14 protein-coding genes are annotated in these 17,605 nt (G+C 44.6%); 7 read left to right on the top strand and 7 right to left on the bottom strand.

What is annotated here, in order from left to right; all coding sequences use genetic code 11:
* Positions 1–132: 132 nt before the first annotated feature.
* The 5 genes from ACTXGK_RS27490 to dapC form a co-directional block, all read right to left on the bottom strand.
* Positions 133–618 carry an ABZJ_00895 family protein gene (locus ACTXGK_RS27490; protein ID WP_443517526.1) on the bottom strand — a complete coding sequence of 162 codons (486 nt, stop codon included), beginning with the start codon at positions 616–618 and terminating at the stop codon, positions 133–135.
* 152 nt (positions 619–770) lie between these two features.
* On the bottom strand, positions 771–2,768 hold the full coding sequence (locus ACTXGK_RS27485) for a D-alanyl-D-alanine carboxypeptidase/D-alanyl-D-alanine-endopeptidase (RefSeq protein ID WP_443517525.1): 1,998 nt from the start codon (positions 2,766–2,768) through the stop codon (positions 771–773).
* A 180-nt stretch (positions 2,769–2,948) separates the two neighbouring features.
* Positions 2,949–3,554 (bottom strand): 3'-5' exonuclease, encoded by a 606-nt coding sequence (locus ACTXGK_RS27480; RefSeq protein WP_443517524.1) that lies wholly within the window; start codon positions 3,552–3,554, stop codon positions 2,949–2,951.
* 34 nt (positions 3,555–3,588) lie between these two features.
* Positions 3,589–5,535 carry a DUF294 nucleotidyltransferase-like domain-containing protein gene (locus ACTXGK_RS27475; protein WP_443517523.1) on the bottom strand — a complete coding sequence of 649 codons (1,947 nt, stop codon included), beginning with the start codon at positions 5,533–5,535 and terminating at the stop codon, positions 3,589–3,591.
* 198 nt (positions 5,536–5,733) lie between these two features.
* Positions 5,734–6,966: a succinyldiaminopimelate transaminase gene (gene dapC / locus ACTXGK_RS27470; RefSeq protein WP_443517522.1), complete on the bottom strand. Its 1,233-nt coding sequence runs from the start codon at positions 6,964–6,966 to the stop codon at positions 5,734–5,736.
* A 260-nt stretch (positions 6,967–7,226) separates the two neighbouring features.
* Here dapC and ACTXGK_RS27465 point away from each other — a divergent pair, with 260 nt between their 5' ends.
* Entirely contained in the window at positions 7,227–7,898 is a 672-nt protein-coding gene (locus ACTXGK_RS27465) for a hypothetical protein (RefSeq protein ID WP_443517521.1), read from the top strand.
* Between the two features lie 22 nt (positions 7,899–7,920).
* Here ACTXGK_RS27465 and glnD read toward each other — a convergent pair whose 3' ends face one another.
* On the bottom strand, positions 7,921–10,677 hold the full coding sequence (gene glnD / locus ACTXGK_RS27460) for a [protein-PII] uridylyltransferase (protein ID WP_201600343.1): 2,757 nt from the start codon (positions 10,675–10,677) through the stop codon (positions 7,921–7,923).
* Between the two features lie 254 nt (positions 10,678–10,931).
* Positions 10,932–11,723 (bottom strand): type I methionyl aminopeptidase, encoded by a 792-nt coding sequence (gene map / locus ACTXGK_RS27455; RefSeq protein WP_394213606.1) that lies wholly within the window; start codon positions 11,721–11,723, stop codon positions 10,932–10,934.
* 299 nt (positions 11,724–12,022) lie between these two features.
* On the opposite strand from map, the gene ACTXGK_RS27450 reads away from it, so the two are divergent.
* The 6 genes from ACTXGK_RS27450 to ACTXGK_RS27425 all read left to right on the top strand — a co-directional run bounded on the left by ACTXGK_RS27450 (position 12,023) and on the right by ACTXGK_RS27425 (position 17,539).
* Positions 12,023–13,099, top strand: coding sequence for an esterase/lipase family protein (locus tag ACTXGK_RS27450; RefSeq protein WP_371532739.1), 1,077 nt, complete (start codon positions 12,023–12,025; stop codon positions 13,097–13,099).
* 27 nt (positions 13,100–13,126) lie between these two features.
* Entirely contained in the window at positions 13,127–14,230 is a 1,104-nt protein-coding gene (locus ACTXGK_RS27445; RefSeq protein ID WP_443517520.1) for a lipase secretion chaperone, read from the top strand.
* Between the two features lie 173 nt (positions 14,231–14,403).
* On the top strand, positions 14,404–14,535 hold the full coding sequence (locus tag ACTXGK_RS27440) for a hypothetical protein (RefSeq protein ID WP_257785223.1): 132 nt from the start codon (positions 14,404–14,406) through the stop codon (positions 14,533–14,535).
* A 500-nt stretch (positions 14,536–15,035) separates the two neighbouring features.
* Positions 15,036–15,524 (top strand): META domain-containing protein, encoded by a 489-nt coding sequence (locus ACTXGK_RS27435; RefSeq protein ID WP_443517519.1) that lies wholly within the window; start codon positions 15,036–15,038, stop codon positions 15,522–15,524.
* 156 nt (positions 15,525–15,680) lie between these two features.
* Positions 15,681–16,700: a beta-propeller domain-containing protein gene (locus ACTXGK_RS27430; protein ID WP_443517518.1), complete on the top strand. Its 1,020-nt coding sequence runs from the start codon at positions 15,681–15,683 to the stop codon at positions 16,698–16,700.
* A gap of 182 nt (positions 16,701–16,882) precedes the next feature.
* Positions 16,883–17,539 (top strand): hypothetical protein, encoded by a 657-nt coding sequence (locus ACTXGK_RS27425; protein WP_443517517.1) that lies wholly within the window; start codon positions 16,883–16,885, stop codon positions 17,537–17,539.
* The last annotated feature ends 66 nt before the right edge of the window (positions 17,540–17,605 follow it).

Genomic DNA, 17,605 nt, shown 5'->3' with positions numbered 1-17,605 from the left:
TAAAGTAAAACAAATAACCGCTAAAATTTGACTACTTAAAGTTAGCCTAACGGATTTTACGTATAAGTAGGAGAAAACTTTGTATTAGCTTGTAGGTGGTTGGTTATGCTCGTAGTAAATGGTCGAGTGTGTTCATACTGTTTTGAGAGCAGGGTTCAAGAAATGGTTGATGGCCCATAGGCTGATACGCGTACTGACCAAGGTGAATACCAGCATCAACACCAGTGAAGAGAGCAAGGGCAAAGGCCGCGCCATTGCCATCTCGAGTAGTACCTCACGGCTAACCGCATCAAATAACCAAAACCATATGGCTAAAAAATAAAGGACCGTCAATAACCAAACCACCGCAACACCGCCAAACATGAGCCGGTTGATTTCATTTTTAGCCAAGGCGCGCTGCTGATGCTTGATGAATTTGCTGACAGCTATATAGGCACCGACGATGATAGAGACGACCATGACCAGTTGCGAGTTAAGCGCAATCTTGGTCTGAATCATCATAAAGATGGCGCTGGCAAGGATGTAGCCAATGGCAAAAAACCCGATATATTGCGCCAGTTTAGTCTGACTTGACGCAAGCGTTTTAGGCTTACTAAGATTGGGTGTCTGGCGTGACATAAGCTGGCCTTTGTAAAGATAAAAATAAAAGTTTTAAAAATATATTCATAAACATAGCAGTCATGATTGCCGTGCAAATAATCATACCACTTTCGTCAAAATATCTGCTGTTGCTTTACTACTGCTCACTAAGCATCGCTTTAGCAAAACCATTAGCGCTGAGCGGTCCAGTCGAGTACTGCATCTAATACAGGTCTTGCTGTATAAGGATTGAGCGCTTGATCTGTATTAATCATACCCACAACAACATAGTCTTGACCTGATAACCCTTTGACATAGCCTGCCATTGAGGTGACGTTATTTAATGTGCCTGTTTTTATCCATGCTCGGCCAATCGCTGCTGAGTCAGGTAATCGCTCACTATGAGCGGCAATAGTGCCACTGACTCCAGCGATACCTAACGAGTCTACATACGCATCAAAGCTTGGGTGACCATAAGCGTAAGTCAACAGCTCGCTTAGATTGGCGGCAGTGATGGTACAGTCGCGGCAGAGTCCTGAGCCATTGGTCAAATAAGGTGGCGGTGTGCTTAGGTTGGTTTGCCACCATTGATTGATTGTCTGTAAGGCTGAAGAATAATTGGTACCAGCAGGTGTGCCAAACTGATATAGGCTATCAGCTTTTTTATGGGTATTCTGATTATTGACTACTGTGTTATTTGTTAACTCGCTAGTATTGTTATTAATAGCTGTTGATTGAGTCAGTTCTGCTTTGTCATAGGCACCTATAGATAGGGCCACTTGTTCAGCCATAACGTTGTTTGAAAAATGGTTAATATCATGAATCTGCTGCGTTAGGTTCAACGAAGGATAGCTGACCATAGGCAAGGGTGAAATGGTAATAGCCGTGAGACCATGTACTGATTTTGAGGTTTTTTTGGCATCGTAAGGGGTTTCTTGTGAGATCACTTTTCCGCTCAGGGTATTGCCTAGTGCTTGCCATTTGGCAGCAATGACGTGTGCCGCAAACTCTTTGGCATTAGGATACGCCACATAAAACACATGCTCGCCACAGCTCTCTGGCAGACTAGCATTGAGTGCTAGCCGCTCCGCTTGCCACTGCGGCGATAGGCTGTAGCTTGCCTGTCCACAGTAAGCGGCACGGGTATTTATCTTATCAGGCAGCTGATAGTTAGCCAGTCGTGGCTTATAGGTCAAGCTCGCTTGGCCATTATCTGAGGGGTAGGTTTTGATACCAATGGTGCTAAAGTTTACCAAAAAGCCATCAGGACTGGCGTTATAAGGGCGCAAAGGTGAGTTATCAAAAGCGGCAGGATCTTCGCTCACGTTTTTGAAGATTGCACTGTCAACGATGATGTCACCGTCGATATGGCGAATACCTGAGGCTTGTACTTTATACAGTAGCTCCTTCAAACGCTCGTGGGTCATTTTTGGATCGCCACTACCTTGAATGATTAAATCGCCATATAGACGGTCGCCGATGACAATACCAGTATGATAGACGCGTGTATACCATACAAAGTCTGCCCCTAGTGTGTCCAAAGCGATAAAACTGGGAACGAGTTTCATGGTGCTGGCAGGGGTGCGAGGGACATCAGGCTGATGATTCAATAGTGGCGAAAAGGAGATTTTGATGGAGGTTTTATCAGTGCTCACCGCGCTATTGTCATTGTTAGCAGCGGCTGGTTGATCGTCAGGCACTACCGTTGGGATGCTTTCTACACTCTGATAAGTATAAGGATCATCAGTATAATCGTGTATCTTCTGCTCGTGCTGTTCAATCGTGCGCTTTTCAATAGTAATCAATGCGCTTTGTTGGTCAGGATTACTGGCGGCATGGTTGTTATTATTTTGAGTCGCTTCCTGACTGCTACTGTTTTTATCAGTAGTCGTATTTTTAGATGGTGTCGTCGGTATCGATTGGCTATCAACATCACTGCTATCGACCACCTGAATAGGAGCAGGCAGACGACTGGCATTCTTGTCCCCTATTGGTGTGACGATGATACTGATATCAGATTCTGTCAGATCTGCACGTGATAACGCAGCCTGAATGGCTGTTGGCAGAGCGGCTTGTGCGTAGGTAGGCACCAGCATAACTGCTGACAGTAGCGCAAGTACAGGCAAACGTTTTTTAGATTGATTAAATGGTGGCACATGGCGACAGAGCGTGGTGAGCTTTGCTGTCATAGGGATGCGGCTATTGCATTGAGAGAGATCGTGTTGAGATGGGTCGTATTGACAGAGATCGCGTTGAGAAGGGTATCGCATGAGCATCTTTCATCAGGTGGCAAAAACTGCCTATGGTAACATGAGTTGCTGTTTTCGCACATGCTCTCAGAAGCTCAATTTTATCGTCAATGATAAAGGCTAGCGTACATGCAAAAACGCCATCGCCGTCATTATTGCATCGTTATAAGCATCATGTGCGCCTAGCTGAGGAATATCATAATGCGCCAAAATATTAGTCAAATGCTGCGTTTGATTGGGGATACCTTGCGTACGGTCACCCATACGCCGACTGTATAATTGACGCACATCGATGACTTTGTTGGGCAGGGTCGTTCCCATATAGCGTTTGACCAAAGGATTCAAAAATGTCATGTCGAGCTGTGTGCAGAATCCGACGATGGGTCGGTTATCAATAAAAGGTAACAAGAGAACCAGCATCTCGTCATAACTCATGCCATGCTCGACATCAGCGGTACGCAGACCATGAATGACAATCGTGTCGCGATCTGGCATTACAGGCGGTCTGCAAACTAAGTGCATGCCATTACCCGTATCGATCGTATTGCCATTAATATGTATCGCTGCCACGGATAATAAATGGTGCTTTTTGGGGTTCAGGCCAGTCATTTCACAGTCAATCGCTACCCACTGCTCAGCCGATGGTATGGTGAACATTGATGCCAGCTCCGGACGCTGTAACTGCGTCTTTTGCCAAGCGCAAGATAACTGCTGTAGCCAGCTCATGTTGATCATCCATTTATTTATTCTATTGCTATATTTATGCTATTTCTAACTGATAGTGTTGACGCAGCTGATTTTTAAAACTTTTTACCACGGCCAGACATTCTTTAAGCAGGTCGCGTTCTAGTGCGGTTAGTGTCATTGGATCGACTTGCCTTGCTTGTTTGTCATCGGTTGACAGTGCGACTGATAAACGCTGCGCCATAAAAAACTCCAAGGCTTCCAATAATGTATCAGCGCGCTCTTGGGTCAGGGCATGAGACTGCACCAATGCCTTTAGGCGATCTTTACTGCTAGGCACATCGAGCACATCATTTTCTAATGCTAACGTACGAATACCATGAACCAATGGAAAGATCCCTGCTTTTTTTAGATCAATATCTGCTGATATAGATTTACCCCCTATCAGAGGCACAAACTTTTGCCACCACTGATTGACATCGCCAAACTGCAATGCTGCACGGGCAAACTGACGTACAAACATTGGATCGGCTTGTCTGTGCGCCACTCCTAAATGCTGACGTACCTGCGTAAGTAGGGTTTCATCACCGCAGACATATTCGCCATCCATTATGGCGGACAAGTAGATGCCATGTATGGGGTCAGTGTTTCTAAACCATAAGCCAATCTGCGCGGTAAACTGCCTGAGCGGTTGTCGCCACATGGGGTTGGTCATCATGATATTGCCATCGCACAGCGGATAGCCAAGCGTTGCCAAGTGGTTATTAAAAGTATCGGCAAATTGCGCCAAATCCAGATGCGTATAACCGTCACGAATGATTAGCGCGTTATCTTGATCGGTACGCATGATTTGCTCACCGCGACCTTCTGAACCCATGACGATGAGACAAGTATTGCTTATCACTTCATCAGGCACGATAAGTTGCCATAACTTGGTAAATACCTGTGCATTCAAGGTCTGCACCATACGGCTGATATTACCGATTTTGACACCGTTTTGATGCTGCGCACGAATATAGCGACCGATGAGTTCGACTGCGGTATCTAGGCTTGGTAGATCGGTTGCTTGCTCGATTTGAATACTAATAAGCTGTGAGTGATGACCAATGTGGGCGAGCATATCGCTTTGTCCAAGCACCCCGACGACATCACCACTGCTATCAATGACTGGCAGCCTATGAATGCGATAGCGAGTCATGGTGAGCAACGCATCGCCAATCTCGTCAGTGGCCTTGATCGTACGTAGGTTAAAATTAGCATAGCGTTGGCAAAGCGTAATAGCGGGATCTTGTCTGTCACTCACAGCGCGGCAAATATCCGTATCGGTTAGGATGCCTAGCAGCAGTTTTCGCTGCTCAGTTTCTTGTATATTTTCTACATAGTTCAGCGGTCGTACCAGTACGTGTTTTAGTCCAGCTTTGGTCATGATACGCGCAGCTTCGTACAAGCTATTATTGGCATCGACAATATGTACTGGCAATAAATGGACATCGATGACAGGTTGCAGCATGATTTGCTGCACTTCTTGTTGATGGGTATATCCAGCAGGGTCGAGCGCTTTATTACTACGGCGCTGTCGTAATGCCTTTAGTCTTTCGGGTAGCTTGTCTGATAGCATTTGGCGTACCAGATGATTTTGCGCGCTGATTTTATCGACAGTGGCACCATCGACTTGTAGCAGCAATGTCTCCTCACTGGCCCGAAACTGGTACGGCTGTATAGGCGTGTCCTCACTTTCTGGCACATCATTTTTTATGAGCGACTCGGGCAAGCGGCGACTATCGAACCAGTCATTATTGTTTGGCTCATCAGAATGGTTGCTGCCCAGATAAGAGGCGACAAATTCACCACCCAGTGATTGCTCAATTTGTCCTTTGATGACCACATATAGATATTGCAAATCTTCTGCAGGTAGGATCTCATTTCTAGCGAGATAACGGATCTTCGTGTTTTTTCTGATGCTTTGACGTTCGGCTAGACTCAGTACGTCAAAGGGCGGCTGGGTAAAGTCAAGATGGGGCATGGCATCATCCTTGATGGCATATTTTGCAATAGAGACTTTACTATAGCACTATTCATGCAAAAAGCCTCCAATAACCCTATTTATATTGTGGTTATTAGAGCGTGCCCCTAACTCAAACGTTTATCACCATTTTTAAAATAGGGACACGCCCTAGAGGCTACTTTATTAGCTCAAGATAAAAGCTTTTTGAGTGGCTGTTTATGCCGCCAGCAACTTTCGAATACGATTGATTGCTTCGCGGCTCTCCTCGACACTCGCGACCAAAGCAACACGGACATAGCCTTTTCCAGGGTTATTACCATCAACCTCGCGCGACAAGTAGCGTCCTGCCAATGCATGGATATTGGCCTGCTCGTATAACGCTTTGACAAATACCTCATCATCGCCATCAAACGGTTCAGGTACTTTTATCCAAAAATAAAATCCAGCTTCTGGCATGCGCAAATCTAGTAACTCGCCAAGCTCTGACATCCATAGCGCGAACTTTTCTTGATAAAGGGCGCGATTGTGTGCGACATGCTTTTCATCTTGCCACGCAGCGATAGAGGCAAGCTGATGCGGTATCGGCATTGCGCAGCCTTGGTAAGTACGATATTGCAAATAAGACTGCAAAATTTTGGCATCGCCCGCCACAAACCCAGAGCGTAAACCAGGTAGGTTCGAGCGTTTGGATAATGAATGAAACACGATACAGTTTTTGAAATTACGGCGACCCAGATTCGCGCAAGCTTGCAATAAGCCGATCGGAGCAGTATCAAAATACAGCTCGCTATAGCACTCATCGCTGGCAATGACAAAACCGTATTGGTCCGATAAACGAATGAGATATTCCCAATCCTCCATGGTCATAACCGAACCCGTTGGGTTATTCGGACTACAGACAAATACAAGCTGTGTGCGTGCCCAAACGTCTTTTGGCACCGCGCGATAATCCCCTTTAAAGTCATTATCTAACGTACAAGGAACAAAATGGGGCGTCGCTTGTGCCAATATTGCCGCACCTTCATAGATCTGATAGAACGGATTGGGCATAACAACCAGAGGTGACCCATTAGATGCTGAAGAGGACGTACTCTCGTTATCAGCGGTATCATGATTTATGACGGCTTGTACAAAGCTAAAAATGGCCTCGCGAGTACCCATCACTGGCAAAACTTGGGTGTTGGCATCGACGTGGCTAAGAAAAAAACGCTTCTCTAACCAGTGCGCAATCGTCTGACGTAGCTCAAACATACCATTGGTAGTCGGATAACGACTTATTTTGTCCAAGTTTTCGCGTAGTACGTCCAGTACAAATGCTGGTGGCTCATGTTTTGGCTCACCAATACCCAGTTTGATTTCGCTGTAACCACTGGCAGGCTTGCTGTCAGCGAGTAAGGTTGCCATCTTGGCAAAGGGATAAGGATGTAAATGCGCTAAGTTGTGATTCATAAGTGTGGTAACTATAATAGACAATTAATAATAAAGTTATAAAGAAAATTTACATTAGAGCAGTGTAGCACCCCTCTTGTTTTTTGCTTTTTTCTTTTCATAACGTGAATGCGAATTTAGTGTGCTTGAACGGCTGACCTTATCATAGCCCATTCAGCCGTACTTACAAAGCGCATTGAACGCTTCGCGTCTGATAACTTATAACAATATAAAAGATGACTGTCAGTGCCAGAGACAGATCATTTTAAGGACAGTTTGATATGCCTAGTGTACTAAATCATAATAACTTCATCGCTAAAAATATCAATAATGACATTCCTGATGCAGGTGCGCACCCTATTAACGTATATGCGCTGCTAAAAGAACGTGAAGCGTGCTGGTGGCAGGCGAGACAGCAATTGATTGAGCATCAAGAGAAGAAAATCTTTTGGTATGGCGAAAATAGCTTGATCATGTGGTTATTATGGCAGTTGGTTGGTTACGTGGTTGTCGCCATGGCACTGATGCTGCTAAATAATATGTTGAATATATCGTTATCTTTGTGGCAATACATTGCTTTATTTATCTTACAGACCATATTTTTTGTCAGTATTCTTGCAGCGAAAGGCCGTCTAGCGAACAAGTTGCAGAATGAGATAGATAAAGATGAGCTGATGCGCGAAGAGGCGTTCAATGAAATGATTATTTTGGCAGAGGATAGTCTGTATCCTGACGTGCATGCCAAGTCGCCCATTTCTTTAAGGCAGCTGGGTGACTATCTAGATGGACAGTTTCACCTAGCAAGCTTGCAATGTTTGCTACAAAAAGAAATCGATGCTGGACGATTAATTATGGAACAGCAGCTACTTGAAGTAGGTGTTTTGCCGCCAGAGCTTGCTGATGTAGAGCTGATAGAACATGCTGACAATATAATATACAAGAGCACGTTATAAAACGTGCTCCTGATAGCGTCAATTAATAGCTATAAACCACGTTGTTTTCCCTTTTGGTCGCTAGGCTGGCGAGCAATGCTGATTTTAACGCATCAAGTCGTTCAGCAGATAATGGCTTATCGTTTTGGTCACTGATATAGAACATATCTTCTGCGCGCTCGCCTAAGGTCGTAATACGAGCCGCATGAACTTCAATTTGCTCCTGCAAAAATATTTGTCCAACCCGAGCCAAGAGTCCTGGCTGATCCAGTGTCTCTAAGCTCATAATATGCTGGTCAGATGCTTCATTAAACTCAAAGTTGATCACCGTAGTCACTTCAAAATGCCTGAGCTGACGCGGTATACGTTTGTTGGTGAGCTTTAATACTGTCGGGTCTTTAAAGGCATTAATCAGGCGCTGTTTAAGTTCCTGCTGACTGTCTTCGTCGACCAATAGCGTACCGCTAGGATCTAGCAGCACATAAGAATCCAAGGCAAAGTCGCGGGTAGCAGTAATAATACGCGCATCTAATACATCAAGATTCATCTGATCGAACACCGCCATCGTAACGGCAAACAGATTCATCTGATCTTGGGTATAGACAAAAACCTGTACCGCATCCAGTGCCAGTTCACGATGCTCACGCAAGACCACCAGTGGTGGACTATCCGCATTAGAAGCAAGGCCAATCGGTGGATGGTTCAAGATGGCTTCGGTGTGCCACAAGATATCTTCTGCAATCTCTCGCAAAAAGTACTCATCGCCCAAATCATCCCATAGTCGCAATACTTCATCGCGATTCATGTGCTGGTTATTGACATTGTCTAGCATCGCGAGCGCTTGCGCACGTGTGGCACTGATCATATCTTGGCGATTGGTAGGCGCATCGATATCGGCGCGCAAAATGCGCCGCGTCTGCGAGTATAGTTGTTTCATCAGCGTCGCCCGCCAGCTATTCCATAGCTGTGGATTGGTCGCATTCATATCAGCAACCGTCAGTACATAGAGGTGATTCAAGTGTGTCACATTACCAATAAGATCTGCAAAGATAGTCACCACTTCAGGGTCTGAGATGTCTTTTTTCTGTGCGGTAATCGACATCAATAGATGATAGCGGGTCAACCAGCCAACCAAGTTGGCATCTGCCAAGCTCATGCCGTGTGATAAGCAAAACTCTGTCGATTCAGTTTGACCAAGCTCACTATGATCGCCGCCACGACCTTTGGCAATATCATGAAACATCGCGGCCAGTACCAAAATTTCTTTGCGTTCGATACGCTGAAAGATAGCACTAACCAGCGGAAACTCTTCAGAAAACATAGGATCGGTAAAGCGGTGCAAAATCCGAATCAAAAATAAAGTATGCGCATCCACCGTATAGCGATGGAACAAATCATATTGCATCAGACCAGTGACTTGCGCAAAAGCAGGAATATAGTTGCCCAATACCCCATAGCGATTCATAGTACGCAAACGATGGAACAGATAGTTTTGCTCTTTTAGATTAGATAAAAATAAAGCTTTATGAACGGGGTTGTCCCTATAAATTTGATCGATGCCGCGTGCTGCAATTTTTAGCGCGCGTAGTGTATGGGTACGAACCTTGTCGATACCGTGCTGACCCATTAATAAGAACATCTCTAAAATAGATTCAGGATGCTGAGCGAAAACCCGATGGTGTGCTATAGCAATATGATCACCAACACGGTTAAATCTCGCATTAATCGGCTGCTTTTTGGGGCGCTCATCATCAGGCAGGTTGGGCTCTATGATGGTCTCATAATAGTGGTTGGTCAGCATCTCAGACAGCGTTGATATCTGCATGGCGCAGCGATAGTAATCACGCATAAAGCGTTCAACAGCGGCATTGGGCTGGTCGTCCGGCTGGGTCTCGTACCCCATTAGTTGAGCAATCTCACGCTGATAATCAAACAACAGCTTGTTTTCATTACGACCTGTCAATACATGTAAATAATGACGTATCTGCCATAAGTAGCCTTCTGCAAAGCTTAACTCATCAAACTCTTTTTCGGTCAAAAAGTTTTGTTGTACCAAGTCATAGAGCTTGCCCACTCGAAAGTAGCGTTTGGTGACCCAGCCAATGATATGAATGTCACGCAGACCACCTGGAGCCGTTTTGATATTTGGCTCAAGGTTGTACTCGGTGGCATTGTGCTGTAAGTAGCGAGTTTTGGACTCTTCCATTTTTACATCAAAAAAGGCGCGAGGAGACCACTGCTTGTTCACGATTTGGATGGGCATATCTCGCAATGCTTCGTTGCCGATTAACAATCGAGCTTCGAGCTGGGCACTGGCTATCGTATGGTCAAGTGCAGCTTCTAACGCATCATTGACGCTACGTACAGACAGCGCAGGCTCCAGCCCGATATCCCACAGCAATGCGACCAATTTATCAATCTTACTGCTGGCATCAGCACCGATTTCGTCAGGAGATAACAGCAGAATATCGATATCTGAATAAAGCGACAGCTCACCGCGTCCATAGCCGCCCGTTGCAAACAATGCCAAGTCCGTCTTATCTAATTCAAACCATTTGAATAGCGCAATGAGTAAGCTATCAATAGCGCAGGCCCGTACTTCGACCAATTGACGAATATTGGTACCACGCTCTAGTAATCGGCTGATATCCTCATTGATTTGTGCCAGCCATTCAGGAATGCCGAGTAGCGCTTTATCTGTCGTATTTTGCTCTGACAACAGCGAGTTATCTGTCGCCGTATCATTTGATAGTAGCGGTAGGGGCGTTAGATCAATAGAAGCGACATCACAAGTAAACATGAGTGTTATCCAATTAAAAGTTTAAAAATAGAACGTTTGAGCTGCAAAGCATCAGGCAATTCGCTTGCTGATAGCTGATAAAAGTTACCAAGAGAATGTACTAATAAATGTACTAATAAATGTATCAATATAAATTATTAACTCATCAGAGTATAAAGACAAAAAGCCAGTAAGCACAATACTCAATCTGTCCTAACTCGATATGCGCTAATGATTGGCCAAAAAAAAGACCGCCTAGGCGATCTTTTATTGTCTTACTGTGTCAAAAAACTCAAATCTTCTTCAGGGCGCGTGGTAAATACTTCACAGCCATTGTCTGTTACGACCATCGTATGCTCCCACTGAGCGGACAGTTTGCGGTCTTTGGTAATCGCTGTCCACTCATCTGGCAAGATCTTAGTTTGCCATGTACCTTGGTTAATCATCGGCTCAATGGTAAAGGTCATGCCGGTTTTTAGCTCAAAACCAGTGCCTTTTTTGCCGTAATGCATGACTTGTGGCTCGTGGTGGAATTCATTACTAATACCATGTCCACAGAACTCACGAACGATACTAAAGCGTTCAGGCTCGACCACTGCTTGAATGGCGGCACCAACATCGCCTAGACGCGCGCCGTTTTTGACCACACTCATGCCAGCATATAAGGCATCTTGTGCGACTTTGCAAATACGCTGCGCCATGATAGAACCATTGCCAACGATCCACATTTTTGAGGTGTCGCCATAGTAGCCATCTTTGATGACAGTCACATCAATATTGATGATGTCACCATCTTTGAGTAGCTTGCTTTCCGTTGGGATACCGTGGCAGACCACGTGGTTGACTGACGTACAAATAGATTTTGGGAAACCATTGTAGTTAAGCGGCGCAGGAATGGCCTGCTGCACATTGACGATATAGTCATGAGCGATTTGGTTAAGCGCTTCGGTACTGACGCCAACTTTGACGTGCTCGTCGAGCATTACCAAGACATCACTAGCGAGTTTACCGGCCACGCGCATTTTTTCTATGGCGTCGGCGGACTGGATAAGAGATTTTTTAGTCATCATCATCTGTCTTATAATTATGGGTTTAATGTGGATAGATTATACCATAAATGGATGAATGGCAGTTTCATGTTAAGTGATAGTGAACCTATCATTATTATTGATAATAATTGCTTTACCGCGTGGTAAAGACAGTTGTGACTCTTTAGTCACGATAATATATTCATATTTTGACAATTTAGTTGAATCTTGCAGAATATATAAGTAATGTAATTTTGCATGCTAAAGGGATTAGCTGCCATCTTTGCCGATATTATGAGGTAAAGATAATCACAATTAATGATAACAAGGATGTTGTTATGACGCTTTCCTCATCTATTCGCGCCGCGCTCACGCCAAAAGCATTTTTGCCAATACTGGGTTCTATCAGTACTGGTGTCCTGTTAATGACGATGCAAACCACCTCTGCTCAAGCGGCAGGCCAATACTATAATTGTGCCAATGCCAATGGCTGTACGCTAGTCGACAGCAAGTATTTTACCTCTAATTATACCAAAACTCAGTATCCAGTGGTCATGGCGCATGGGCTTGGCGGCTTCACCAAGCTGTTTGGGGTTTTAGATTATTTCAACGGAATTCCGCAAGAATTGATGAAAGGTGGCTCAGAGGTATACACCACCAAAACATCAGCGGTTAATAATAGCGAAGTGCGTGGCGAGCAGCTGTTACAACAGGTAAAAACCATCACTGCCATCTCAGGCGATCCTAAAGTCAATTTATTTGGGCACAGTCAAGGCGGTATCGATATTCGTTATGTCGCTGGTGTCGCGCCAAAATACGTTGCATCAGTCACAGCAGTATCAAGCCCAGAGCAAGGTTCTAAAACCGCCGATTTTGTCAAAAATGTCCTTGAACCAAATAATAATACAGGCACGCCGTCAAACGTCACCACAGAGCTAGTGTCAGGCGTATTTAACCTGATCGGCGGTTTTACCGATGTTGGGTCAGGTATCAGTTTTAAGCAGATACAAGAGCAAGATGGCTGGCAGGCGCTCATGGCGCTATCGACCAGTGGTGCTGCTAAGTTCAATGCCAAATTCCCAGCAGCAATGCCAAAAAGCTACTGTGGTCAGCCGACCAGTACTGCCGCTAACGGTATCAAATACTATTCATTTAGTGGCGTTGGACAAGTCACGAGCGCCCTTGACCCCAGTGACTATCTACTTGCAGCAACAAGCGTACCGTTTTTATTTGAGGGAAATGATGGCTTGGTTTCTGCCTGCTCGAGTCGACTTGGTTATGTGATTCGTGATAATTACATCATGAACCATTTGGATTCAGCAGATCAAGTATTAGGTCTGACGGCATGGGGCGAGTCTGAGCCAAAATCTATCTATCGTACTCAGGTCAATCGTCTGAAAAACGCCAATCTTTAAGCTGACTTGTAAAAAGAACTCTCATCTATGTCGAAACATCGCCGTCCAGCCTATTTACCAATCGCTATCATCGCCGTGGTCATCATCGCCATCGCTGCGGCGGTAATTATATGGTTTAAGCCAGACAGTCAACGTATAGATTCAGCGCAACTAGCATCCAATGCCATTGCTAATGAGTCTGAGGACACGTTATCCACTGCACTCAATAGTGAGCAAACAGGACAAATGACGTCATATCAGAATCAGGCTTCATTTGTCACTGGGCTAGAGCGTTTGCCGCGCTCATTAATAGGTACGCAAGTTGATGGCGAAATCATCATTGATGAAAACAAACAATTAGTTATCACTGAAGGTCTACGGCGCTTGTTTGATTATTTTTTATCCGCATTAGGAGAGGAGGACGAAGCCGTTATTTTTGCGCGTGTCGAGAGTTATATTCGCCACCACACGCCAGAACCTGCCGCCAGTCAAGCGGTCGCTATCTTTGGCAAATATGTGGCGTATCTCAAAGCACTTCCTGAGATTGAAAAGCGTTATGGCAATCTACAATTACAAGCAAGCAAAAATGGTGAGTTGGATTTGAATGCCGTCGCTCAGCAAAAGCAAGAGGTTACACGTTTACGTCAGCAGTATTTTGATCAGCCAACCATTACCGCGTTTTTTGGTGCTGGGGATAGCTACGATGACTATAGTATCGAGATGGTCAGAATCGAGCAAAACGCGCAAATGAGTGACGCGCAAAAGCAAGCGGCTAGACGTGATTATATTAGCCGTTTGCCAGAGAGTACCACCAAAGCCAACATCATGCAGCAGGCCAATTTGGGTGAGCTTATGATGCGTACCGAACAGATGAAGGCTCGCGGTGCGACGCCTGAAGCGCTATACAATATGCGCCGAGAGCTAGTAGGTGCACCAGCGGCAGAAAGACTGGCACAAGTCGATCAAGAAGATGCCAATTTTGATCAGCGTTTCATTCAGTATCAGAAGCAAAAGGAGCAGCTATTGAGCCAAAATACCAATTCAGCAGAGGTGCAAATTCAGATAGACCAACTTGAGCAGCAACTATTTGATGACGCTGAGCGTAAGCGTTTGTCTGGTTATGCAGCGTTACAGGAAACTAAAACTCAGTAAGCAGATTTCATTAACATTAATTAACTTACAGCAATATAAGAGATAGGTATGCTAAAAGTGTGAATAAGCTATGATCATTGGGAGAAGTACGGCCCGATATTTGTAGCTTTAGTACAATGGTAGTAATCTTTCAATTGAACCAACAGTCTATTAAAACGATTCTAGGAGCTAATATGAAAAACTTAACCAAAGCATTAATGACTGGTATTGTCATGGTAACGGTACTTGTCGGGTGCCAATCGATGTCAAGTATGACAGCGCCCGCGACTGAAGAGCCAAATATTACTGGTACAGATGTGATCTAAGCTAGTTATTAATACGTGTACTGAGGCCTATATGTATTACTTAAGGTTTCGATAAACGATATCAGTCATCAGATGCGATAGTCGCATGATAAAAACACCTCACTATTTAGTGGGGTGTTTTCGTATCAGCTGACATCTGCCAAGAGAAGGTTTAAATAAAACCTCATCAAGAAAAGTGACACCATCGTTGAAAAATAGCGACAATAGGAAATATCAGTAATCAGTAATCAGTAATCAGTAATCAGTAATCAGTAATCAGTAGTTAGTAGTTAGTAGTTAGTAGTTAGTAGAATGTATGAGGCAAAAAAGATTCGCCAAATGATTACTCAATTGATAATGACAGTCGCTGGTGAGTCAGACAAAATATCGCTACTGTCTGAAACAGTGAATAAGACAATCAACCATAATAAATCAAAATTTTGAATGCGCTTTGTGGGTCTTGCGTCAAGTACAACCTTATGCTCGGCAAGATTTTTGGATTCAATAAAAAAGGAATATATATGAAAAATATGACGAAAGTGATGATGGCAGCTACCTTTTCAGTTAGTGCTCTTGCCACTGGTTGCCAGACAACGGCTACCTTGCCTGCGCCAGCCAGTCAGCCCATCACTGTAGAGGCGTTACAAGCGCACAATTGGCAGTTGGTTGATGCCAAACGTAGTAACGGTGAGCAGGTATCTCAGCTGTTCTTTGATCCAGCCAAGCCTTTAACGTTAAGCTTCATGAACGACAATGGTAGAAACTACGTGGCATTTATGAACACGTGCAACAATATGAGCGCGGGCTATAGTGTCGTCAATGGTGATGTACAGATCAAAAACGGCATCAGCACGATGATGGCCTGTCCTGAGCCGCAAGCCAGCTTTGACACAGCGACCCTAGCAACGGTACAAGGCAAATATAGTCTCAGTAAAAATGCCAAAAATGTCCCTGTATTGACCATCAAAAACGACAATCAAGTGGCTTACTTTAAAGCTGTCTCTAAATAAGCCAGCGATGTATTAGAACGATATAAATACGCCGGTTAGATTTGATAAGGCCTCACTAATATGTGGGGCCTTTTTTTGTCCAAAGTTTGTCGAATTTTGAGCTACACTAGAGTGATGCTGCTGTCATACCTTAGCGATTTTATTGGATACTATTTTATGTTTAAAACCATTATGTCAAAACCAACCACGAATAACATCACGATAAAAGGGGCAACGACGATAGCGATATTGGCGGCTCTCACTGGCTGTCAGACACTGCCTAGTGCTGAAATAAAAAAGCCGACCAGTACAGTGGATAGCAATCCACTGACCGCCGCTATGCCTGCCGTTGATCGTCAAGGACACATTGCTTATGTGGAAGAGCAAGGGTCAGGGAGCGCCAAAGTATCGACACTCTATAGCATCCGTCCTGATGGCAGTGATCGTCAGCTCATTGATCAGATCACGGGCTATATCTATGCGCCAGCGTGGTCGGCTGATGGTCAACTGCTTGCTTATAGCAAACAAGCCCCGCGCGAGCATCCTAAAATATATATTTATGACCGCAGCAGCAAAACGCGCAATCTAGTCGTCAATGCTGAAGGTAGTAATATGTCAGCGTCATTCTCACCTGACGGCCAACGTCTACTCTATAGCTCAACCGTCGGTGGCAACGCGGATATCTATGAGATGCGCCTGAGCGATGGCGAGACCAAGCAATTAACGACACTACCGAGCACTGAGGTACAGCCAAGCTATGCGGCTGACGGCAAAAGCTTTGTCTATACCAGTGACAAAGTCCGTGCAGGCCGTCCCCGTATCTATCGCTATCACTTCGCGACTGGTAATGCCGTACCTGTGCCGACCAATGGTTATGTCGCCAGTCCTCAGCTCAGTGTCGATGGTCAGCGCATGGCTTACCTAAATGGCCGCAAGGCTGCTGTTATGACGCTGACAACTGGACAAGTGCTCAATCTGGCAGAAACTGGACTCGATGAACCGGCACGTCTATCTCCTTCTGGAAATTATGCGGTCTACCCAACACGTCATTCAAAAATCAGCGGGCAAGTAGGCGGTCAAAGTTTAGGAAGTCAAAAAGGTGGCGATTTGGTTATTCATTCGCTCTTGGGGAACACAAGTTACGCCATCAATAGCCAAAATGGTGGCGTTGTGCGCTCACCGATATGGGGTCGTTAACAGCCATAGCTATATATTATGTAATGAAATGTATATATAATCATTAATAAAGGAACATAAGTCGATTCTGAAAATAGAAATATAACGGCATCAAGTCGAGCAATCGTCATTCATGTCATGCCAAGCTATGTAACTGAGTCATTAAGATACTAGATTAAGTGAGTAAAGGGAGAACACATGTAATGCAAGAAGCTTTTTTAGTATTTATCACTAAAATCAGTTTATACCCCACGATTATTTTTACGGGGCTTGTGATGTTTGTCACCTTATATTGGGTCGTATCACTGCTTGGTATGACAGATATGGACAGTGTGGATTTGGGTGATGCAGGCGGTGATGCGGATGTCTCCAACTTATCATCAACCGGATTTTTCACAGGATTGATGCTCAAGTTTGGTCTTTATGGTGTGCCTTTAATCATCATACTCAGCTTGATTAGTTTGATCGGTTGGCTGCTGAGCTATCTGTACACCAGCTTTTTACACCAAAACGTTGACTCAGGCATTCTGTATTATTTATTCGGTACAGGGGCACTCATTTTTGTCTTGGTTGTGTCCATGTGGTTGACTGGTCTTATCATCTCGCCCATCCGCAAAAATATTGCCAATATCCCCAAGCGCAATTCGTCTAGTAATGTGGGCAAGATCGCTGTGGTACGCACGCTCAGTGTGACCGACAAGCATGGCGAAGCTGCGCTCAATGATGGCGGCGCAGGATTGATACTCAAGATTCGCTCAGATATGAGTGACAATCAGCTAAAACAAGGCGATAAAGTGGTGTTGGTAGAGTATTTAGATGACGCCAACACTTACCGCGTAACGCCTGTCAAAGACAAATAACGCTCATCAATGATATTGGTCAGTGAACGATGGCTCAATAATATAAAAAATAAGTATTTGGTAAAT

Origin of the sequence: Psychrobacter sp. T6-5, from assembly GCF_052258485.2 — a bacterium.
Taxonomy (GTDB): Bacteria; Pseudomonadota; Gammaproteobacteria; order Pseudomonadales; family Moraxellaceae; genus Psychrobacter.
Note: the sequence above shows the minus strand (reverse complement) of the source record. Positions and strands in the feature narration are given on the sequence as shown.